This is a genomic window from Thalassoglobus neptunius, assembly GCF_007859735.1.
In the GTDB taxonomy this organism is placed as follows: Bacteria; Planctomycetota; Planctomycetia; order Planctomycetales; family Planctomycetaceae; genus Thalassoglobus; species Thalassoglobus neptunius.
In genome coordinates this window covers 1367289-1389368 of sequence record NZ_SIHI01000001.1, presented here as the reverse complement: position 1 = coordinate 1389368, position 22080 = coordinate 1367289, and the positions used below count along the sequence as shown (strand labels likewise).

15 protein-coding genes are annotated in these 22080 nt (G+C 53.1%); 7 read left to right on the top strand and 8 right to left on the bottom strand.

All coding sequences use genetic code 11. The features are described 5' to 3' along the window. Positions 1-58: 58 nt before the first annotated feature. Entirely contained in the window at positions 59-1015 is a 957-nt protein-coding gene (locus KOR42_RS05665; RefSeq protein WP_146507800.1) for a homocysteine S-methyltransferase family protein, read from the bottom strand. A 252-nt stretch (positions 1016-1267) separates the two neighbouring features. On the opposite strand from KOR42_RS05665, the gene KOR42_RS05660 reads away from it, so the two are divergent. Then, positions 1268-2326: an amidohydrolase family protein gene (locus tag KOR42_RS05660; RefSeq protein ID WP_146507798.1), complete on the top strand. Its 1059-nt coding sequence runs from the start codon at positions 1268-1270 to the stop codon at positions 2324-2326. Positions 2327-2461: 135 nt separating this feature from the next. Here KOR42_RS05660 and KOR42_RS05655 read toward each other — a convergent pair whose 3' ends face one another. From KOR42_RS05655 to KOR42_RS05645, 3 genes are all read right to left on the bottom strand, one after another. Then, entirely contained in the window at positions 2462-3652 is a 1191-nt protein-coding gene (locus tag KOR42_RS05655; protein WP_146507796.1) for a pyridoxal phosphate-dependent aminotransferase, read from the bottom strand. Between the two features lie 214 nt (positions 3653-3866). After that, positions 3867-4415 carry a PspA/IM30 family protein gene (locus KOR42_RS05650; RefSeq protein ID WP_197440893.1) on the bottom strand — a complete coding sequence of 183 codons (549 nt, stop codon included), beginning with the start codon at positions 4413-4415 and terminating at the stop codon, positions 3867-3869. Between the two features lie 217 nt (positions 4416-4632). Continuing rightward, positions 4633-5232, bottom strand: coding sequence for an RNA polymerase sigma factor (locus KOR42_RS05645; RefSeq protein WP_146509996.1), 600 nt, complete (start codon positions 5230-5232; stop codon positions 4633-4635). 442 nt (positions 5233-5674) lie between these two features. On the opposite strand from KOR42_RS05645, the gene KOR42_RS05640 reads away from it, so the two are divergent. The 5 genes from KOR42_RS05640 to ggt all read left to right on the top strand — a co-directional run bounded on the left by KOR42_RS05640 (position 5675) and on the right by ggt (position 13992). After that, on the top strand, positions 5675-6829 hold the full coding sequence (locus tag KOR42_RS05640) for a lactate racemase domain-containing protein (protein WP_197440892.1): 1155 nt from the start codon (positions 5675-5677) through the stop codon (positions 6827-6829). A 263-nt stretch (positions 6830-7092) separates the two neighbouring features. Continuing rightward, the gene (locus KOR42_RS05635) at positions 7093-9240 is read left to right on the top strand and encodes a hypothetical protein (protein ID WP_146507784.1); all 2148 of its coding nucleotides are present in this window, start codon (positions 7093-7095) and stop codon (positions 9238-9240) included. 444 nt (positions 9241-9684) lie between these two features. Beyond that, positions 9685-11052, top strand: coding sequence for a sulfatase family protein (locus tag KOR42_RS05630; RefSeq protein WP_146507782.1), 1368 nt, complete (start codon positions 9685-9687; stop codon positions 11050-11052). A 109-nt stretch (positions 11053-11161) separates the two neighbouring features. Next, positions 11162-12271 carry a histidinol-phosphate transaminase gene (gene hisC / locus KOR42_RS05625; RefSeq protein WP_146507780.1) on the top strand — a complete coding sequence of 370 codons (1110 nt, stop codon included), beginning with the start codon at positions 11162-11164 and terminating at the stop codon, positions 12269-12271. A gap of 14 nt (positions 12272-12285) precedes the next feature. Further along, positions 12286-13992 carry a gamma-glutamyltransferase gene (gene ggt, locus KOR42_RS05620; RefSeq protein ID WP_146507778.1) on the top strand — a complete coding sequence of 569 codons (1707 nt, stop codon included), beginning with the start codon at positions 12286-12288 and terminating at the stop codon, positions 13990-13992. A gap of 15 nt (positions 13993-14007) precedes the next feature. Here ggt and KOR42_RS05615 read toward each other — a convergent pair whose 3' ends face one another. From KOR42_RS05615 to KOR42_RS05600, 4 genes are all read right to left on the bottom strand, one after another. Next, positions 14008-14838, bottom strand: a complete 831-nt coding sequence (locus KOR42_RS05615) for a DUF1853 family protein (protein ID WP_146507776.1) — start codon at positions 14836-14838, stop codon at positions 14008-14010. An 88-nt stretch (positions 14839-14926) separates the two neighbouring features. Further along, positions 14927-16729 (bottom strand): adenylate/guanylate cyclase domain-containing protein, encoded by a 1803-nt coding sequence (locus tag KOR42_RS05610; RefSeq protein WP_197440891.1) that lies wholly within the window; start codon positions 16727-16729, stop codon positions 14927-14929. Positions 16730-16736: 7 nt separating this feature from the next. Then, a complete protein-coding gene (locus KOR42_RS05605) occupies positions 16737-18527 on the bottom strand; it encodes a hypothetical protein (RefSeq protein WP_146507772.1) in 1791 nt (596 codons plus the stop codon). A 72-nt stretch (positions 18528-18599) separates the two neighbouring features. After that, on the bottom strand, positions 18600-20003 hold the full coding sequence (locus tag KOR42_RS05600; RefSeq protein ID WP_231740682.1) for a hypothetical protein: 1404 nt from the start codon (positions 20001-20003) through the stop codon (positions 18600-18602). 414 nt (positions 20004-20417) lie between these two features. On the opposite strand from KOR42_RS05600, the gene KOR42_RS05595 reads away from it, so the two are divergent. After that, the gene (locus KOR42_RS05595; protein WP_146507768.1) at positions 20418-22031 is read left to right on the top strand and encodes a protein kinase domain-containing protein; all 1614 of its coding nucleotides are present in this window, start codon (positions 20418-20420) and stop codon (positions 22029-22031) included. The last annotated feature ends 49 nt before the right edge of the window (positions 22032-22080 follow it).

Here is a 22080-nt window from a genome sequence, read left to right as displayed (position 1 = left end):
CAACTCCCCAAGACGATTCGTGCCCCGCGGTCGTCAATGCCCTTTGCATTGAAAAACATCAATCGAGTCTTGAAGCAAACACCGATTGACACAGTGCTTCGATGTGCCGATGGTCCGTCCCGCAACATCCTCCGAGGACACTGATGTTGTGATCGAGCGAATCGAGAAGCTGGCGGTGTTCCTGCCCGAATTCTTCCGGATTTCCGGAGTCGAGTTCCTCGGATCCATCGAGTTCTTCGTGACTCAATTTCGACGCGTTGGCGCGCAGCCCTCCGATCCGCGAACGCCAATCCGAAGCTCCGGTGAGAGTCGGCCCGAAGTGCGTTGGATGGGCACAGTTGATCATGTAGTACGCGGGGGCCGAACCTGTTTCCTGATCAATCTGTTCGATGGCTTCCCCAAGAGGCTGACCGCTTGGAAGACGTCCATCCGTTTCCACAGTGAATGAAATCGCAACGGGAACACGAGCACTCTGACCCGCCAGTGCGATTCCAATCGCTTCCTCTGCGTAGGTGAGTGTCATCGCGGTGACCATGTCTGTTCCCCCACTCGCGAGCGAACGGATTTGCGGTTCGTGATACTCGGCGGCCTGTTCCGAAGTCATCATTGATCCGACTACGTACCCATCTCCACGAGGGCCAAGACATCCACTCACAACGATCGGGCAGCCAGCTTTCTCGTTTTCTTGCCGCAGCTGCAAGAGCATTTCAATGGCGCGCTGATTGACAGAATCGAGTTGGCTCGAGCTGTATCCGATGCGTTCTGCCCAATCTTGATTCGCTCGCCAGGTGACACTTTCCAAAAGAAACCCCAATGAAAAGCGATCAGCGATGGCAAGGAACCTTCGGAAGTAATCCGTCAGATGCTGGACTCCTTCGTCATCATCAAGCAAGAGGTACGCGGAATACTCCGGAAGTTCAAATCCGTCCTGAAAGAAGAGTGTCGATTCCAATCCTCCGTCGGTGAGCAAAGTCTCGCCATTCAGTTGCGGCAATTGATTTCGATAAGAACTCATTCAAACACTCCATTGACCCATAGGAATTCGGGATACTCAAAAACTTCGAAGCAAAGATACTCTTCACAAGTTCGAACACACTCGCGCAATTTCAAACAAGATGTCGACCTGGAACGACTTCGATCTACTTCCTTCAAAGCGGACTTGTTCTGCATGTGTGACACGATTTTCAGACATGACATCACCAATCTCCCAAATCGATGGATTGAACCTCGCTATTAATCCTGCCATCATCAATCAACCGATGTCACCATGCTGATTGAGCTGGAGCAACATGCCCTCAAGAATCACGGAAGCCTTGCTCGCAACTCCAAAGAGACTGGTCGAAAAATGAACTCAGGCCGAGACGTTGACACAGAGCGGGAGAAAAGGGTTCGGAACTGCGATCGACGAACGTTCTTGAAGTCGACGTCGCTGGCACTCGGAACATCCTTCGGCTTTTCGAAGATCTTTGCAGAGGACAACATGAAGTCAGGCTTCATCGATTGCCATTCGCATGTCTGGACAGACGACATTGAGTCGTATCCTCTACAGGGAACGCAAACCGTCGCGGACCTTCAGCCACGAACGTTCACCCCCGAAGAACTCCTTGCGATTGCCGAGCCCGTCGGCGTTGACCGCGTGGTCTTGATTCAACACACGATTTATCACGACAAAGACAACTCCTATCTCATTGATACGATCGAGAGGTTTCCCGGTCGATTCTCCGGCGTTGCCTGCGTTGAACCAAGAGCGGAAAACCTTTCTGATTCACTCGTCAGCCTGCATGCTTCGGGTTTTCGCGGGCTCAGAATTCGCCCTGGAGATGGAGGAGTGAAACTTTGGAGCGACTCCGACGGAATGAACGCGATGTGGCGTCAAGGTCCTGAAGTCGGGCTGGCGATGTGCCCGCTCATCAACCCGGAGTACCTTCCGGAAGTCGACCGGATGTGCCAGTCATTCCCGGAGACAACGGTTGTCATTGACCACTTTGCCCGAATCGGAATCGATGGAACCATTCGTCAGTCTGACCTCGACAATTTGGTCCGGCTTGCCCGATTTCCGAACGTCTTCGTGAAGGTCTCTGCATACTACGCTCTCGGGGAGAAACAACCTCCCCATCGGGAACTGATTCCGATGATCCGTCAACTTTACGACGCCTTCAGCCCGCAGCGATTAATGTGGGGAAGCGACTGTCCGTATCAGCTGACACCTCCCAACAACTACAACGATTCCCTGGCGCTGATCAAGGATCGAATCGACTTCCTGTCCGATGACGACAAAGACTGGATTCTCAGAAAATCCGCCGAGTCGGTCTTCTTCTCGAACTGAGAAAAGAGTTCTTTCCCGCCGTTCAATCGGGATCAGGCAATTCGCTCGCTGTGCCAAGATCCGGGCCTCCACTTAAACATTCAAACGAATGCGCTGTGTGAAGACTCGAATCTCGACCGGCACTCTCGCTGCCAACTAGCCAGCAAGGAATTTTTCGAGTTGGTTGATGCCTTCTTCGAGAGTTTGGAGGTCCGTTGCGAAAGACAATCGGACATACCCCGGAGCACCAAACGCGTCGCCGGTGACGAGTCCGACGTGAGCCTGTTCGAGGGCTGCCGTGCAGAACTCAGTAGAATTGTTGACGACAACTCCCCCCTGAAGCGGTTTCCCGAAGAACTTGCTGACATCGAAGAACGCGTAAAACGCTCCCCCGGGAGTGGCGAAGCTGAGGCCGTCGATGTTCCCCAGGCGTTCGAGGACGTATTCGCGACGTTCGGCGAAGTGCTTCAACATTTCCTGAACGCAGTCTTGAGGTCCATTCAACGCTGCTTCTGCAGCACACTGGCTGATGCTGCATGGATTCGAAGTTTGCTGGCTTTGGAGGTTGCTCATGGCCTTGGTGACATCAACCGGGGCGAGTGTCCAGCCGATTCGCCAACCGGTCATCGCGTAAGCTTTGCTGACCCCACTGACGATGATTGTCAAATTTTTGACGTCTTCACCGAATGAGGCAAACGACCGGAACTCGGCACCTTCGTAGACCAGATGTTCGTAGATTTCGTCAGAGAGAACGGGAATCTCACGTTTGACAGCAACTTTCGCGAGAGACTCCAGAGTCTCGACCGGATAGGCAGCTCCGGTCGGATTACATGGATTGTTCAACATCAGAAGCCGGGTTTTGTCGGTGATCGCTGACTCGAACTGTTCAGCTGAAAGACAAAATCCGCTTTCCTGAGTCGTTGGAACGAGAACGGGAGTCGCGCCGGTCAACTCAACGAGTGCGCTATAGCTCACCCAGTAAGGAGTCGGAATGATCACTTCATCGCCGGGACCGCACAGTGCCGACAGAACATTATGAATCGAATGCTTCGCCCCATTGGAAACCACAACTTGCGATGGTTCATAGCTGAGGTTGTAGTCCCGCTGGTAGCGGTCGCAAATCGCCTGCTTCAGTCTGGGAGTCCCGGCTGCGGGTGTGTAATGCGTTTCTCCTGCATCAATTGCCTGCTTGGCTGCGTCGCAAATGTGCTCAGGCGTCGTGAAGTCCGGCTCTCCCAGCGTGAATTCGTAAACCTTGACTCCAGACGCTTTGAGTTCTTTGGCTTTCGTCGCAGCGGCGATTGTTGCAGACGGTTTGAGAGTTTGGACAGCCTTGGAGAGTCGCATGGTTCGGAATCACAACGCTAGAAGGAATAAAGCATCGCTGCTGGGTTCGTACGCTCCCCAGTCAGGTGGATCTTCAGAGAACCAGAGTCCTGAAGTCGAGAAAAGTTCACAATTCGCACGATAGTCGTCGAAGTCTTTTCGCGGTCAAGCTTCGAAGAGTCAGAACTCACATGTTTTGTCAAGAAAAGTGCCTTGAGATTGCGAAGTTTGCCGCCTACTTGGCTTGCATTTGCTTTCTCAGGGCTTCGAGTTCGGCATCGACTTTCGACTTTTTCTCAACGACTGCAGGAGTTTCGGGGACAGCATCGGCACTGGCAACGACTTCGACTTCTTCCGTCTCGGAATCGATGCTGCGAAGGCGGCGGCGGCCGTCGGCGAGGCGAGCCTGAAGAGCATTCAGAATCGTCTTCAGGTGATCTCGCGTCGAAACAGCGGCGGCAAGCTGTTGTTCCAGCCCCGCGATCAGGTCTTCAACTTCGTGTTTTCGCTCCAAAGCAGAGCGTGCCTGATCTTCATTTCCGTTTGTGAGTGCGTTCTGTGCTTCTTGAACCCACTGTTCAGCCTGTTGACGTTGCTCTCCGATTTCGACTTCGAGTCGGGAAACGTTCGTTGAAGCGGTGCGGACGCTTCGTTCGGCCCCGGCGAGACCTTCTGTCATCTCAAAGATGATCTCCTTGAGAACTGCTTCCTTGTCCTCGGCTTCCTCCAGAATCGAAGTAAGGTTGCATGTCACAATATCTGTTAATCGGCTGAAATATGGCATCTTTAGGTATCCCGAACACCCGCTTTTCATGGGCAAAGTGAATTGTCAAACGTCAAAGTCTTCATCGCGGATCAATCTGATTCGGTTTCCGAGATAATTTCGATCATTCGATAGACAGTGTGCCTGCCTGTGAAACATTGTAAAGAGATTGTTCGAGAGTTTTTTGCGGTTGTTTTCCGTCGACAGGTTGGATTCCATCGAAACTCGCTGACCGAACCTAGATTGTCGTAAACCCTTGAAGCCCCTGCGGGCCAATTCCACGTGCATGAAGTTTATCGGCGAGTTTCTCCCGGGCCAGCCTCAACCGACTCTTACAGGTTGCCAATGGGACCTCCATAATTTCAGAAACCTCCGGGAGACTCAGTTCTGAATAATGATGAAGCACAAATGTCTGCCGTTGATCCTCAGGGATTTCCGCGAGAAGTTCGTCGATCAAAGACGCAAACTCAACATGCTGCACTCGTTCTTCCGGCTGAAAGATCTCCTCGGCGATCCGATTCAGGGCGTTGTCTTCGGTTTGCGGTTGCCATTTGACAGCTTGAACCAAAGCATCGTTTGTGCGACGACGAACATTGTCGATCAACAGATTTCGAGCAATCCGGAACATCCAGCCTCGAAAACGTCCGAGCGGCAAGTAGTCCCACGCTTGATTATAGACCTTCAGAAGGGTTTCCTGGGCGAGATCTTCAGAAAGTTGGACGTCGCGGGTATTGCGCAGAAAAAACCCGACTAACATCCCCTGATAACGGTCAACGATATCGTTGAACGCATCGAGAGTTCCTGCCTGGATCAGGATCATCAATTCGTCGTCGGTCATGTTTTCAGTGGAAATCCGGTCAGTCATAGTGAACAGAGATGATAATCATTGATGGCAACGGGAATCAAAGCAGTCACCCAATGCAGACTTTCGTTCGGACAGCCAAACCGAGAGCAGCGATCTCCAGACACGAATTGCCTGTCTGGAAATGACACCGTTTCGGGAGAACAATTGGCGCGCGTTGGAAACCTTCGGACCGAACGGTTTCCTACGTGTTTGAGGGAATCCGTTGTGATTGAAATCCCGCGAAACGAAACCTCGGCCACACCCGAAAACCGGGCACCTCGATTGTTTTCCGCATCACGGATCGATTCAAATGCGGTTTTGAGACAACCTTTTAGAGCGGTAGGCGCTTCAACACAACATGAGTAATGAACTGATTTCTTTGCATTGCACATTCGGATCCAATGGTTCGTTTCGTGGAGAGATTCTGAAAAAGCGGATGCATCTCCACTTCCTTCCCCGTCCGGATGTTGGGGACGTTGCGAGTGCCATCCGTGATGCTCTTGCGAATCCCATCGACTTTCCGACGGTACAGAAAGCCTGTGTTCCGGGAGATAAAGTCCTGATCGCCCTCGATCCCGAAACTCCCAGGGCAGATGCGATCATCGCCATCCTCTGGAAGGAGTTGTCAAAATCCGGAGTGTTGCCAGAAGACGTCACCATCCTTCAGGCGGCCGCTCGCTCCGGATTGGAGGTGAACGATCCTCGCGTTCTGCTTGCGCCCGATCCGCGATCGAAAATCGAGTGGGTCCGCCACGATCCTCAATCGGAAGAGGACATCGCGTATCTGGCGTCATCGACCGGCGGACAACGAATTTACCTTGCAAGCAGAATTGTCCATTCAGACTTCGTGATTGCCGTCGGCGTTGCGGGTTTTGATCCACTGATGGGTTTTCGCGGGGAATCAGGAGTCCTGTATCCCGCCTTATCGAACTCGGAAGCCATCGAGCAGGCAGTCGGGCAGGGACACGACGAACTCACCCCTCAAGATCAACGACCGTTGCGGCAACTCGCCGACGAAGTGGGTTGGCTGCTGGGAATGCAGTTTGTCGTGAGCGTCATTCCCGGTCATGGAGACGCAATTCAGGCTGTCTTTGCAGGGGCCAGTGATGCCGTCGCAAGAACGGCTCGCAAGGAACTTTTCGAGACGTGCGTCGTTGAACTGGACCAACGCGTGGAGATGGTCCTCATCGCCATCGAGTCCGGTCCCGCCGGTCAGGATTGGGATCAGGTTGCCGAAGCAGTCAATTCAGCCCGCCGGATTGTTGACCGAGAAGGACGAATCGTCGTCTTGACGCAACTCGACCAGAAGCTGACTGAAGCGATCGAAGTGATGCGTCAGGCCCGAACGCCGGAAGAAGCAGTTCAAGTGCTCGAAAGCAACCGCCCCAAGGGGTATCAGACAGCGATTCAACTGGCCAAAGTCGCAGACTGGGCGAATGTCTATCTTCGCAGCGAATTGCCATCTCATGTGGTGGAAGAGCTGTTCATGATCCCTCTCGAAAGCGATGAGGAAGTGCAAAAGCTCATTCAAAGTGACGATTCCATCGCGGTCATCGAGAGTGCACAAAAAGTCTTCACAATCTGTCAGTGATCGTTGAATCTTCTCGAACACAACTCGGAATCAATTGCTCTCCTTCGCGCGAGCCACTCTGTCGGTCTGCTTTCAGAGAAGGAAGCAGCGATGCGTGCTTGAATGAAACGGATCAATGAAGATCAATTAGACTGGTTTTTCCACAGTTGAAATGCGAAACTGGGCCCGAGTGATTCCTGCCGCTTCAATCGGCAGAGAATGTGGCTTTCAGGGTAGCAGCGAAGTTTTGGTCGCAGCGTTCGACGATGTGGAGAACACAGAGAATGTCAGAGCATCAGCGAGAGCATCAGAAATTGTCATCGCATCTTTTAATCGCCCTCGGCTTGGCATGTGTCGTGGCAGTCGGATGTGGAGGAGGTGACGGTGCGGACGACGCAGCTGCATCAAACTCGACACCAGCGGACACTTCCAGCAGTCGCGAAAGTGTGTCGGAAGAATCTCCCGCCAACGCGCCCGGAGAGAGTGAAGAATCACCCCAGTCAAACGAAATGGCGTCTGCCGGTGGCCCTCCTGGAGGCGGAGAACATGGAGACTCCGGAGGGAGCTACAATCCTGGCTACTCAAGCGACGACGACGATGATGATGACGACAACGGCTACAATCCCGGTTACGACGGAGGAAGTTATCCCGGGAGCCAACCTCGAAAACCGCCTCGTCCGGAAAATGTCGCAGAATGGACTCCCGAACAAGTCACCGAGGCAATCGCTGAAGGTGACGTGAAAGTCATTCCGGTCTTTGAAACATTCTCAAAGACTCAGCCTGCTGGCGCGGAAGCAGTCAAACAATTCGAATTGTGGATCGCCGCACTGACAGCTGAACCGGAAACCAATTCCGGAGGGAACAGCGGATACCCGGGAGGGTATGACGGAGACGATGATTACGATGGAGGCTACGGCTACCAGAATCGGGGACGTCAACAGGCGAGCCCCAAATCTCAAATCGCCGCTTCGCTCATCGACTTGCTGGCCCAGAACGGAACAAAAGAAGCTTACGCCGTCATTCAGAATGTCTTTAGCGGGACCACGGAATTAGGGCTTGAAGAAGGCGAGTCCGAAAAGATCGCCACGAACGCTTTGCTTCGCAATATTCCTCACCCGAACAATCCGACACGCCAGCTTCTGTGGACGGCGCTCACTCAAGCCGATTCGGCAGCAGCTTCCCCGTTTGCGGACCGAGCAGTTGCTCTGCACATCGGTCTTGCGATCTCGGCGATCGACGCACTCGTCGGTGTCCCGCAAGATCCCGTGGAGTCCACACAATCCTCGCCGTACAACAGCTACAACGATTACGATGACGATGACGACTCCGGATACGACAGTGGCTACAACCCGGATGGTGGCCAGCCCATGATGGCTCAAACTCCTCGACCGCAGGTCAAAGCTGAGCCGATTGAAGTGGAGTCGATCCCGCTCTCGCAAAAGGACGCCGAGTCGATTGTGACTTACCTTTGGACCCCAGAGTTCGTGCAGTTCGCTGCTCAGAACATGGAGAAGAACCCCGAGTCGACCGACGCACTGTTGCTCGCCGCACAAATCCCCGCTGTCCAAACGCGTGATGCACTCCGAAGCTTCTTCGCAGATCACAACCTGAAGTCTCCGGCAGTTCTACTTGCTCAGGAAGCATTCGAAAAACATCTGCACGATCCGGCAATCCACTTGCTGACGAAAGCACAGACACGGGAAGAACGACCGGAAGCAAACCCAAGAGCAGGGCAGGCCAACAATCGCCAGTCCGCATTCCGACCTCGCAAGAAGGATGAACCGGATCCGGAGCGTGAGGCAAGAATTGAAGCGGGCTATGCCTGGCTGGATGCCAGCGAACAGAGTCTGATCGGCCTGATGGATCGGATGAAACTCGCCGCGACCACCGAGAACGCCGTTCCTTTTCAGCCAGCAGAAATTCCACTGGAACTCCATCGCAATGCTGAAGTGACAGCATCGCATCGTTTCGAAATCCCAGTTGCTGGAAGCGATTCGAGCGAACTCGCTCCGCTTGAAAAGACGATCGTCAATTACGTTCGCATCGAGTCCTCTGAATTGAACAACACAACGGTTCAGCACTATCGCAACGCTGTTCGCGGAGAAGAAGTCCGGACGATTCTCAACGGCAACGGAATGTGGCTCGACGCGGGAGTGAAGAAGGACCGAAAGTCAGACGATCTCCAAAGCGTTGATGTTCTCCTCTCACGAAATAAGGCCCGCGGAAAGATTGCTGACTTGATTCAGAAGTCCGCTCAAAATGGTCCCGCGAATCCTCAAAGCCCCGGCGGATACGATGATTCCTCCAACTACGACGGAGGCTACGGAGGAGGACAGCAGGGCAGTTCCGGAGGAGAATTCGTCGTCGAAATTCTCGTCGTTCAGATCCCCGACAATGCAACGGAAGACGCCCAAGTCTCATCCACGGAGTGAGCACACGAGAGCACGTTTTGATTTGGTTTGCACTCACTCGCACGAGCAAACTCAGCGTTTGAACTGATGAGACAGCGCAAGCGAGTGCACAGGAAAGAGCAACTTGCTCTGGCGAGGCCGCTTCATGTCGGGAAGTGGCCTCCTTTACGGAACAGGCATCTTTCCTGCCTTGAAAAACTTCCTTCCTGACCGACAACCAATTGAGAGTCATCGACCAAGCGTCCACACAACTTTGAGCACCTTGCTTTTCTCAAGCGTCCCTCATTGATTGTGTTTGTCGCTCGATCCCACCGACTCATTCTCCAACCATCCAATTTGCGTTTCACACTGCGTCTGACAATTTGCATCTTTCAAAACATTTGAAAGGGAAGTGAACTCAGCCCAAGTCGGGCAAAGCTCTGATCGCGGAAGAAATTGATTCTCGATAAACACCACAGAACAGAAATGGCTCGTATGTTCTCAATGCAATGGAAATCGCTCATCGTTCGCGTTGGAATTCTTGGGCTTTGGGGATTGATTCCCCAATTCGTGAGTGCAGAAGCTCCCAACGTCGTGCTCATTTACACAGACGATCAGGGGACCTTTGACGCGAATTGTTACGGTTCAGAAGACCTCGTCACTCCTACTCAGGATCTGCTTGCAGAAACCGGAGTCCGTTTCACCCATATGTATTCTCCGTCGGCGATCTGTTCCGCTTCACGAGCCGGGCTGATGACCGGACGTTTTCCTGCCCGGGCCGGTGTTCCCGGAAACGTCTCATCGAGCCACGGACATGCGGGGATGCCAGCGAGTGAAGTGACTATTGCCGAAGCACTCAAGGCTGCCGGTTATCGAACTGGTCACGTTGGGAAATGGCACCTCGGTTATGATGAAGCCACGATGCCAAACGGTCAGGGTTTTGACTCGTCGTACGGCCACATGGGCGGATGCATCGACAACTACTCGCACTTCTTCTACTGGGTGGGTCCGAATCGCCATGATCTCTGGCGAAACGGGAAGGAAATCTGGGAGGACGGCCAGTTCTTCCCCGATCTGATGGTCCGCGAGTGCAAAAACTTCATCAGCCAGGAATCGGATCAACCATTCTTTCTGTATTGGGCGATCAATGTCCCTCATTACCCGATGCAGGGAACCGAGCGATGGAGAGAGGTCTATCAGGATCTGCCCGCCCCGAGGCGAATGTACGCAGAGTTCGTCTCCACGATGGATGAGAAAGTCGGCGAAGTGATTGATTTTCTCGATCAGCAAGGATTGAGAGAGAACACGATTGTGATTCTGCAATCTGACCACGGACACTCAACCGAAGAACGAGCATTTTTCGGAGGAGGCAACGCCGGAAATCTTCGCGGAGCCAAAGGATGCCTCTTTGAGGGAGGAGTTCGCGTTCCCAGCTTCATTTCCTGGCCCGAGAAAATTCCTCAAGGTGAAGTCCGCGATCAGATGGCTTTCGGTTGTGACTGGTATCCGACAATCCTTGAATTGTGCGACGTGGAACCGGTTGACCATCATCTTGACGGAAAAAGCATCGCCGATGTTGTTCTCGAGAATGGACCATCTCCTCACCAAGAATTGTTCTGGGAACTTGGAGGCGGAAGAAAGCCGCAACTCGCATTGCGATCCGGTCAGTGGAAATTGCTCATTCATCCTCAAGACCGAAGCAATAAAGGCGAACTCACCGCGGAAGATGATGTCTTTCTTGTGAATCTCCAAAGCGATCCGGAAGAAATGACCAATGTGGCGAAAGAACACCCGGACGTCGTTCAAGAATTGACAGCCCGCATCGAAACGTTGCGTGAGGACTGGCAAGAGTAGACGATCTCGTCACAATAGGTCACTGTGAACTGGTCACAAAAGTCACCGTGATTGTGTGAAATCGGATCTGCAGCCACTCCATTAGTTCTCTCGTGAAAGACACTATTTAATGACGTCACTGTTCCGGCCCGATGTTGAAGCCCTTGCTGGTTACACCCCTGGAGAACAACCTCAAGAATCTGGATGGGTCAAACTCAACACGAACGAAAACCCATATCCTCCGTCTCCACAAGTGGTTGCAGCGATCAAGCAAGCATTAGAGGGTCGGCTGAATGTCTATCCCGATCCATTGGGACGGAAGTTCTGCCAAGCGGCGGCGGACGTTTACGGAGTCGATCCCGACTGGATTCTCCCCGCGAACGGCAGTGACGAAAACCTGACGATTCTTGTTCGAGCGTTTGCCGACAAGAACGATTTGATTGCTTACCCGTATCCGAGTTACGTCCTTTACGAAACGCTCGCCGAAATTCAGGGAACCCGGCGGGCGCGGCTGCAACTCAACGGAGACTGGTCCTGGGATTTACAGCGAAATCGACCGCTCATCGAACAAGCGAAATTGCTGTTTCTTCCCAATCCAAATTCTCCCTCCGGGAATTCCTGGTCGCTGGACTGTATCCAGAAACTCGTTCCCCCGAATGGAGTTTTGGTTCACGATGAAGCATACGGCGACTTCGCTGCCAATCCGCATCGCATGGAGCTTCTCCGTTCCGAAGTTGGCAGTCAGGTCGTTGTGACCAAAACTCTCAGCAAGTCCTACAGCCTCGCCGGGTTGCGCTTCGGCTTTTGTATCGCTCAGCCCGACATGATTCGCGGAATGCGAAAAGTCAAAGACAGCTACAACTGCGATATGATTGCATTGGCAGCTGCTGAAGCTGCGCTGCTTGATCAAGACTGGATGCTTGCCAACAGAAACAAGATCCTCAACACACGTGCACAACTCGCATCGGAACTGTCAGAGTCGGGCTTTGATGTCGTTCCAAGTGATGCCAATTTCGTATGGGCGACGCACCCGGTACTCAAACATCAAACAATTTACGAAGAGCTCAAAGCTCGAAAAGTCCTGATTCGATTCATGCAGTTCCCCGGTGGAATTGAGCCGTGCGACCGATATCCCGATGGAAAACTCGACGGATTGCGGATCACCGTGGGCACGGACGAAGAAATTCAGAGTCTCTTAAAAACGCTTCGAGTGGTTATCGAAGATTCTCCATCGACTTAAACCGGAAGCAAGAGATGGTCTTTCCGAGACACCACTTAACAACTCTCCTCAGCACACTTCTGGTTGTTGTCTGTTCAAGCACGTCGCTTTCCGCGGGAAGCATCCCGGAACGGTTTCCGAATTGTGCGGTGGTCACTCAAAGTGAACTGGCATCACAAGTCGGAAGAGATGTCATGCGAGATGGGGGAAACGCCATCGACGCAGCTGTTGCGAGTGCATTCGCACTTGCCGTCACACATCCCGCAGCTGGAAACATTGGAGGCGGAGGGTTTCTCGTTTATCGCGGCGCTGACGGGTCGACGACAACTTACGACTTTCGAGAGGTGGCTCCTCGCGGTGCAACTGCAGAAATGTGGATCGACGAAGACGGGAACTACGATCGAAATCGCCATCACTCGAGCGCTCTTGCAGTTGGCGTTCCCGGATCTGTGGCAGGACTTCACCTCGCCTGGACTGAACACGGAAAACTGCCATGGAAACGGCTTGTCGAACCTGCCATCGAACTCGCCGAGCAAGGCTTCGAAGTCACTCCCGGCCTCGCGCAATCATTGGCGGGATCACACGACCGCTTCAAGATTTCAGAAGCTGCTTTAGATCAGTTCACCAACAACGGCAAGTTGTTCGTGGTAGGCGACCGGCTCGTTCAAAAGGACCTCGCAAAGTCGCTGGAGCGAATTGCACTCAAAGGTCCTGCCGGCTTTTACGAGGGAAAAACGGCCGATCTGATTGTGAAACAAATGAAGGCAATGGGTGGCCTGATCGACCATGAGGACCTGAAAGCCTATCGACCGATACAACGATCTCCGGTCACCGGCGACTATCGAGGACACAAGATCATCTCAATGCCGCCCCCCAGTTCAGGCGGGGTGACGTTGATTCAGATGTTAAACATCCTCGAAAACGTCAATCTGAGAGAGTTCGGGGCCGGCTCAGCCAATTCGCTGCACTGGATGGCGGAGTCGATGCGACTTTCGTACCTCGATCGCGCACGTCATTTGGGCGATCCCGACTTCGTCGCTGACCAGCCGATCGATTTGTTGATCTCGAAGCAATATGCCAAAGAACAGCACTTAAAGATTGCCCCGGATCAAGCGGGTATCTCTGAAATCGAACAGATTCAACAGCTGCACGAGAGTCCAGAAACAACTCACCTGTCGGTCGTCGATGGCGAGCGGAATGCTGTCGCACTGACGACAACTCTGGAATACAGCTACGGCTCTGGAATTGTCGTTTCCGGTGGAGGTTTCCTTCTGAACAACGAAATGGGCGACTTCAATCCAGTCGAAGGAGTAACAACTCTCGCCGGACAGATCGGAACCCCGGCGAATCTGACAGCCCCGGGAAAACGAATGCTTTCCAGCATGACTCCCACGATTGTGGAACGAAACGGCGAACTCTTGATGGTCACCGGAAGCCCCGGTGGTCGGACAATCATCAACACGGTTTTGCAGACAATCGTCAATGTGATCGATCACGAAATGAATGCTCAAGACGCGGTCAACTACGGACGCATTCATCAACAGTGGCTGCCTGACCGGATTCGATACGAACGAAACGGTTTCTCTCCGGACACGCTCAACATACTCCTCGAAAGAGGCCACGTTCTCGACGAGGCAGGGGCTCAGGGCTCAGCACAAATCATCGTCGTTGATCCGGAGAACGAAGGGCTTCAAACCGGAGTCGATCACCGTCGACCGGGAGCTGCTGCCGCCGGATTCTGACAGCAAGATTCCCAGCTATTGCGGGCCCGGCCAGTCGCGAGAGACGACGAAGACTCGGTCGATTTCGTGAACGTCGGAGCTATCACCTGATCGCACACTCCACAGCCGCGGAGTTCTGGCTTGGCGGAAGTGGGAATCCAGAAACTGAGTCAACTCTTTCCGCGAATGCTTCTTCTGATCGGGACCAACAGAAATCGGACTCAACCAGAACGGTTTCTCAGCCGGGTAGTAACAACATTCCGGAAAGAGTTCTTCCAGAAGATCAAGTTCGTCTTCGTAAATCCACGTTCCCTGCAGCAGATCGCCGCTCATGAGTTCCGGCCGGTGAGTGTGAACAGCATCTCCCGGATGAACGAAAATCTGCCCCTTCATAAAAGCGAATGTGTGTGTCACCTCGGGAAAGTGCTTCTTCCCTAATTGAAGTTGATGGCTGAAGAGTCGCGATGTCTTCTTTTCAAAGTTGTCGGCCGAATTCGGACCGATGAACTGACATTGGCCATCACCCACGAACGGGGCGTAAAGGTAAAATTTCACAGCTGTTTCGCAGTGGACGACATCACCTTGCGGAGTGCGATAAATGAAATCGATTTCGCCGATCGTTCGATTCCCGTCATGCAATTGAGTCTGCTGATGAAGTACTTCGATGTCGCTGCGCGAACGAAGCCAGCATGCAATCAACTCTTCGAAATAGCGGCCAACCCGCTTCGGAACATGAGTCACTCCTAAGTCATCCATCTCCGCGATCTCAATCGGGCCAAGCTCTTCGGGAATGGGTGTCGTCAACAGGGAAGGAGTGTTCAGAATCCATTCCAAGTCGCGGAACATTTGACGAGTCAATTGATGCATGTGCGTTCGCTTGGAATTTTTCAGAGGAATCCGGCACTGCTCAACGAACGACGTTCGCGTTTAGCACCTCAATGCTTGTTTGACGCGATCACTTCGCAGGCAGCACCCAGACAGGATGTTCGGCGTCGGCTCCGTTGATCATTGCGTGAACCGTGCGGGAAAGCAGAACGAGCGAGGGACCATCATTCGGAAAAGATTGCAGAAGCCCTGTCAGCGAATTTGCCGCCTTCGTGAAATCCTTCTGCTCGAATGCTGCGAGTGCGGTTTCGTACCCAGCGACAAGTTTCGGTTCACAAGTGGTCCCAGCGAGTTCATACAGCGGAACCGGTTCATCGATGTTGACAACCTTCACCTGACACAACCGCCGTCGCGGAATGTTTGAATCGAGAAGATGAGAAGTTTCACCGGAGATCAAGGCAGGTGTGCGTAAGTACTTCGTCGCTCCTTCGAGTCGACTGGCAAGGTTGACGGTCGTGCCGAGTGGACTGTACTTGAACTTGAAGTGGGAGCCGGTATTTCCCGCTCGCACTTGGCCTGAGTTGATTCCGATTCCGACTTCGAGCGGTTCACCGAGTGTCTCACTCCAGCGTTGTTCGATCTCAGGAAGCGACTTCAACATGTCAATCGCTGCCCGGCAGGCAAGGCTGGCATGATCGGTCTGCGGCTTCGGTGCGCCCCACATCGCCATCAATTCATCACCGATATAGTCGACAAGAACTCCGTCGTGGCGATTGACACACATCGACAAAGATTCCATTACATCGTTGATCCACTGAAAGGTCTGCTTTGTTCCGATTCGTTCTGAGATCCGACTGAAACGACGGATATCGCAAAACAAGACTGTCACATCTGCATCCCGACCGTCGATCAGAGTCGGGTTCAATTCGAGTTCCTCCGCCAGTTTTTTGGTGAAGTACTGCTCGAACTGCAACTTCATATTGATAGCTCGAACTTCCTGTTCGATACGCGAAAGGCCGGACGACACACCGCAAGACAGCAACTCCATGAGCCGCGCCTGCACTCGACTAATCACTTCTGGTCCGGATTCGAGCCGCTTTCGTTGACACTCTCCATAGAGAGCACCGATGACTTCTCCATCAATGTTGAGAACAGGTGCGGCGATCACGCCTTCGACGTTGGTCGAAGTTTTGGATGTGTCGAACGCTGCAGAATCCCAAAAGGTCTGTTTCCCAGCATGGACTTTCCAGAGCACACTCTCACTGATCCGCCAGGGCTTCTGAGACGACTCCGTCCAGTTCGGGATCCATTTTCCATCGTCCAACATGACCACGACAGCCCGGTTCATCCCCACCATTGTGCGGGCACCTTGAACGGCGCTTTTGAACAAGTCTGCCTGTGTCCTCGCAGATTGAAAGACATCCATCGCCGCTTGAAGCACCTGGACGAGTTGTTCGACGTCGCTCCCGGAGAGGTCGAGTTGGTCAACCGATTTGGCAACGAACTGATCGAGATGTTGTCCCGGAGCGCACGTCGCCAAGCCAAGACTTTGAAGCGTATTCGAAGACGACCCGCCGACTAAAATTCGATGATTGGAGGGAAAGACCACTTCGACGGGAATCGAGAACGTCTGTTCGGATTCAGGATCGAGTTCTCCGCGTCCAGTCACTTGAACGGGAACAATCGGGCTCAAATTGCGAAGTCGTACCTGATCGCCAGAAACTTCTTCAATGAGAAGTTGTCGCCTTCCAATCCTCGTTTCGGCCAAGGGAGCCAGAACGAGTCTCGGTGCTTGCTGACCGGTTCCAGAATTGACTTGCAGAAGGACGACATCCGTCTCGTGGTGTTGCTGTCGACCGAGTTCAAGCGCATGGCTCAATGATCCCGTAAAGACCTGACGATCGTGATAAAAAATTTGAAGTGGGATAGGCATTGATTCGCTAATTTCGGTCCGCATGAAGTGCGCGAGCGACTGACTCCAGAGAATAGATTCTGACCTTCGCAGTGCGGTCATCAAAGAGTGGAGGCACGTTTTTCAGAATTTCCGGAAGAACTGAATCCTTGATGACGACATAATCGACGCTCACTCCCGAGAGAAAATCACAACTCGCGTCATCTGGAAAGCTTCTCATCGCTGCGCGTAAGTTGCGATGTTGTTGAGGGAAGAATCCCGAGTAGCCATCCGGCATTCTGCGGTCATGCTCGAGAGCCAGAAGCATCCAACGAGTTGTTTCGATGAAGTCGGTCGTTTTTCCTCCCGTTGCAAACGGAACACAAGCGACAACGGCCTCCGGTTCGGTTTCTGCCTGAAGCCACTGGACCCACTGCCGATTCACTTCCGTATACGGAGGTTCCGCCCACGAACAATGTTTCGGCCAGGTTTCCGCAACCGTAATCCCGGCAAGCACGACAACAACTCCGACTTCAAGCGAACGCCGCAAGCGGCCGCGCATCTTCGATTGGTTTGCTTCGACACAAACACGCCAGTTCCACAAGGTTTCGACTCCGAAGGTCGCCAGCAAAACAATCGCAATCTGAACGATGACGCCGAATCGATACGGGCTGCGAATCAATTGCAATCCCGGAATCCAGTCCATGAACACCTCGTAGTGATGCCAGCTCCCGCAATGAATAGTCGGGCCAAGTGACAACAGCCCCGCGATTCCTCCCCACAGCAGTAATAACCACGTCCACTTTCTCCGCGAGCGAACAAGACTTCCGGCGATGAGACCGATTGCCGCGAACACCATCATCAATGTTCCACAACCGACATCGCGTCGATAGCGAACATCGAAACCGAAAAGAGGTCCAAGTTCGGTCCACAAGAATCGTCGTTCACTGGTAAACAGGTAATCGGTCCCGTGAGCCGATAAGCGGGAAATCAGTTCGATCCGTCTCGGTTCGGACATTGGTTCCAGCCATCGGAATTGAGCCCACACAAATGGACTGACGATCGCGAATGCAGCGATCGCACCGCAAACCAATCCAATCCACGTCGACCGAAGCAGCAATTTCCGCCCCAGATAAATCAGAAAACATGGCAACAGAATCACCATAAACAAACCGTAGTAGTGACACGCGAGATAGCAGATTCCCAACGCCATTCCGAACGCAGTCCCCGAAACGAGAGTCGGATTCTTTTCAAATTCGATCAGACAGAGAAGAATCAACAGAATCGACCAAACGGCCCCGAGTTGAATCACTCCGAGTTGCAAATGGACAAACGGCAGTGTGAGGAAAGCCAGTCCGCAGAAAACCTGACTCAGTGGGGACAGATCCAGCCGGGCTGCGACGCGGCGACCGAGAAAAGCGTTCGCTCCCAGCGTGAGCAAGATGAATATGTTGTAGGCCAGACAAAGGGAAAACAACCAGACGAATGGAGCGACGACGAGACTTGTCGGCTGCATCTCAGAAAACGTGAATGTCCCCTTGAGAGGATGAAAAATCGGCGCATGCCAGTATCCGCGGAATCCTCTTTGAAGTGATTCAACATTCCATCCCACGGTCCACATGTTGAAAAATGAAACAGTGGGATCGCGTTCCCATCCGGTCGGAATCTTCTCGCCGTATTGCCGGCAGTGTCCCAAGACAGCCAACGCAGCCAGGAGGCTCCAGCCAAGCCATTCGACAACCGCGACGGCCCCTTGAAGCAGACGTCGACGCGCCCCCGTCACGCGAGATGACTCTTGCGGTCGTTGGAGGGGATTTCTGTTGCCAATGATTCCGAACACGCATTTCTCAAGAACGTCAGGTCACGAGATGCTCCCTCGCAAAGCCTTAAACTTCGATCGCCGGACAAGCTTTTAGCTTTGCAGGGCATCACGGGTTCGGTCAACGAGGTTGCTCATGGAGTCCCCAGAACCTTTTAAGTTGAAGACACTCAAAGCCAGGAAGTCATTTCGCCATTCCGGGCTCACCGAGTTGAAATCTTCGAGGACTGCCGAACTGTATTTATAGTCGTGAGTATTTCGTCCCCGCAAGAAGACTTGTCTCCTTGCTTCATCGATCAGTTCGTACGGGTTGTTTCCGCGATTGAGATATTCTCTGACCTGCAACGATGCTTTCATTTTGTCCCGGGAGATGTTCTCACTCAGTTCCGAAAGCTCGTTCGTCGAATCCTCCGACTGCTCCTTCCATTCGGAGTAGGAAAGCTGCTTGAGATTTCCTCGACCTTCCGCCGACCCACGAAACAGGGGATTGAACGCACACGCCTGAAGCAGCAATCGCTTTCGCAGACTCGCGTCGCGTGTCTGTTGATACAGATAATGCACCGCATTCGCAGTCGTCAGCCCATGCAGCCCCACAATTCCAGGCTGACGCATCAACAGTTCTCCGGCCGAGACGAATACAGCATCCCAAACCGACTGGGGATTCACTCCGTCGATGATCGCCTGCTGAGCAGACTTGGAAACGTCAACTGGCGAATCTTGTCGCATTGAAGCAATGAGTTCACGCGTGACTGTTCCGCTCAGATCTCCGGATTGCCAATCGATCGGGATTTCACTCGCGAGTGGTTCGTTCGCGCGCCACGGTCGATCGACTTCGTAGTCGCTCTCAGCGGGGTTGCCATCTCCTTCGTGGTTGAGAATGGCAAACGTCAACGACCGAAGCACCGGCTCCGCATTCTGCCATTCGATCACTTGAAGGGTTCGCCATGCGTTCGCCAGAAAAATCGCTTTGTGGCCGATGGACCGGAAGTCTCTCACTGCATAATTTGCGTAGAGGTCAAACAATTCGTTGCTTCCGCAAGAACGAACAAGAGCGGCGGTCGCCACATCTGCTTGCTCAACATCCCAAGTTTCCATCGCGTCGACAAACAACGACCGCGCCTTCTCAGGAGCTGGCACGCGCGATTCGTCGACGGCTTGCATCTGCCAACCACTTTTGCGGGCTTCGTCTGCCTGGGCCGATTTGAAATAGTCCAGCGCCCAGAAAATCGGCAGCCATCGATCCTCATCGGGACCGTGAAGACTGGCCAGATGACACGAATTAACCACGAGCACGGTGTGAAATTTGAACCCGACCGAAGGACGCGGTTGAACGTTTCGCACACCGGCCAACAGCAACGCAGACAAAACTTCCTGATACGACGTTCCCGAGCGAATTCGATCGGCAACTTTCTCGAGAAGTTGCCTGCGCTCTGTGTTCTCAATCAGTTTGACCAGAGGTTCAATTTGACCTTTGTAGACGACGCGACCTGTCTCCATGTTTGCTTCCGCATGAGACACCCGCGGCAAGACTCCAAAGAATGACAACCCCGCCGCTCCGAGTACAGCGCCACTAGAGTTGACCAGAAACTGTCGTCGATCGGACTGTGAATGAAAATGAACCATGCTCATCTCCCGGGGGTTGAGGGGCTGGACCATCGGCGCCCGCCGACACATCCACCAACTTTGATCGTACACGGATTCCGCTCGTTTTCCCATGATCTGACTCACAACAATACAATTATCTCAATGGACCAAAACGAAATCGAACCCTGTTCGGTTGATTTGTGTCAATGCGGGACTGGCTTGTGAATCAGAGGCCAGTCGAGGTTTCCGCTCGAACGACTTCATGCAATAATTGATGGTTGAAGTAGACGATCTGATCTTCTCGTGACCTGACTGGTGCGAAATCGGATGTTTGAAGAGGCTGACGAGACGATTTCCCTGGCGATGATGCAAGAACTCCTGCTGGAATTGCAGGACTATTGTGAATCTGGCAGAGACTTTTCGATCCTGGAAATGGTCGAATCGCGGACTGTATTGAGCAATCCGCGCGAATTGCTCACGGATCTCGTTCGACACCACTACTCGATGCTGAAGGAACGGCAACCCGATCTCTCAGTCGAAGACTACGGTTCCCTCTTTCCGGATCATGCCCCGTGGTCGGGCAAACTGGCAGGCTTGTCAGGGTCCTCAATGGAATCGTCATGGGACAAGGAGCGAACAGAAGCTGCTTCGGTTCCGCTCTCGGGATCTGAAGAAGGCATCACCGAGTTTGCGTGCGGTCCGCTCGAAAATCTTCCCCCGCAGATGCAATCGGCTCTTTACGAGAGAATGCACCGCATCAAATTCAAGGCAGGGGATTTCGTGATTCGGGAAGGAACTCACGGAGACTGCCTGCTCGTATGCGTTGAGGGAGCAGCGACCGTCTCGATCTCATCGGATGAAACGACTCCGATTGAGCTGGGAAGTATTTTTCCCGGCCATGTCTTTGGAGAAATGTCGCTCATGGGGACACCGTTGCGAACTGCGTCGGTTGTCGCCGACAGCGACATGACAGTCTTAAGTCTCAGCAGTTCCGACTTCCATGATCTTTGTCAGCGGCATCCGGAGTTCTCCAATGTCATGACGATGATCGTCGCTGACAGACTGGGCAGACGCAGCCACGATGCACTTTCGACCGTCACGCTGGAAGGATACAAAATCAATCGTCGTCTCGGCCGCGGGGGAATGGCCGTTGTATACGACGCCATTCAACTGGAAACGAATCGTCGTGTCGCGCTCAAGATGATGAGTCATCGTCTGGCGATTGATTCCAATGCCCGGAACTGGTTTACCCGCGAAGCAGAAATCATCGCGAATTTTCACCATCCGGGAATTCCGATTTTGTACGAACGTTTTGATGCGTTCGCGACATCATTTATTGCGATGGAGTTTCTCGAGGGATGCTCCCTTTCTGACGTTTCTCGGATTGTAGGACCGCTTGACGAAGAAAGTGTCCTCCGCATCCTCGCACAACTCGCTGATGCGCTGAGCTATGCCCATCAAGAGCAGATTGTCCATCGCGATATCAAACCATCCAATTGCATGCTCGCTCCGTCGGGAAGCGTGAAATTGATGGACTTCGGACTTTCGCTTCCCATCTTTCGTGGTGACGATGACCGCCCCATCGCCGCCGGCACGCCGGCATATATTTCTCCGGAGCAGATGCGGGGACAGAATTGTCCAGCTGCGGACTGGTTCTCGCTGGGACTCGTCGGATTCGAACTCACCACCGGAAAGAAAGCTTTTCGCCCGAAGAATATGCTTCAGCTCAGCCGTCAATATTTCGACTGGAAACCGGACCAGTTACTGGATTCGCTTGCTTCTCAATCGAGTGACCTGTGCAAGGTCCTGAAAATGATGTTGTCTCTTGATGTCGACGCACGCGGGCGGGCCGTTGATCACCTTTCTGACTACCGAAAACCGGTCGATGTCGGACAGTGGTCATGCTTTCAGGACGAAATCAATCCCCGCGAAAACTCCTGATTCGCTGGAGAGTTGATTCCTCCGCCGTCTTCCCTCTGATTCTCTGGCA

Excerpts from the sequence above, each read along its gene's own strand:
- KOR42_RS05665 (WP_146507800.1), bottom strand. The coding sequence starts at position 1,015 with ATGAGTTCTTATCGAAATCAATTGCCGCAACTGAATGGCGAGACTTTG.
- KOR42_RS05660 (WP_146507798.1), top strand. The coding sequence starts at position 1,268 with ATGCTGATTGAGCTGGAGCAACATGCCCTCAAGAATCACGGAAGCCTT.
- KOR42_RS05655 (WP_146507796.1), bottom strand. The coding sequence starts at position 3,652 with ATGCGACTCTCCAAGGCTGTCCAAACTCTCAAACCGTCTGCAACAATC.
- KOR42_RS05650 (WP_197440893.1), bottom strand. The coding sequence starts at position 4,415 with ATGCCATATTTCAGCCGATTAACAGATATTGTGACATGCAACCTTACT.
- KOR42_RS05645 (WP_146509996.1), bottom strand. The coding sequence starts at position 5,232 with ATGACCGACGACGAATTGATGATCCTGATCCAGGCAGGAACTCTCGAT.
- KOR42_RS05640 (WP_197440892.1), top strand. The coding sequence starts at position 5,675 with ATGCATCTCCACTTCCTTCCCCGTCCGGATGTTGGGGACGTTGCGAGT.
- KOR42_RS05635 (WP_146507784.1), top strand. The coding sequence starts at position 7,093 with ATGTCAGAGCATCAGCGAGAGCATCAGAAATTGTCATCGCATCTTTTA.
- KOR42_RS05630 (WP_146507782.1), top strand. The coding sequence starts at position 9,685 with ATGGCTCGTATGTTCTCAATGCAATGGAAATCGCTCATCGTTCGCGTT.
- hisC (WP_146507780.1), top strand. The coding sequence starts at position 11,162 with ATGACGTCACTGTTCCGGCCCGATGTTGAAGCCCTTGCTGGTTACACC.
- ggt (WP_146507778.1), top strand. The coding sequence starts at position 12,286 with ATGGTCTTTCCGAGACACCACTTAACAACTCTCCTCAGCACACTTCTG.
- KOR42_RS05615 (WP_146507776.1), bottom strand. The coding sequence starts at position 14,838 with ATGCATCAATTGACTCGTCAAATGTTCCGCGACTTGGAATGGATTCTG.
- KOR42_RS05610 (WP_197440891.1), bottom strand. The coding sequence starts at position 16,729 with ATGCCTATCCCACTTCAAATTTTTTATCACGATCGTCAGGTCTTTACG.
- KOR42_RS05600 (WP_231740682.1), bottom strand. The coding sequence starts at position 20,003 with ATGGAGACAGGTCGCGTCGTCTACAAAGGTCAAATTGAACCTCTGGTC.
- KOR42_RS05595 (WP_146507768.1), top strand. The coding sequence starts at position 20,418 with ATGTTTGAAGAGGCTGACGAGACGATTTCCCTGGCGATGATGCAAGAA.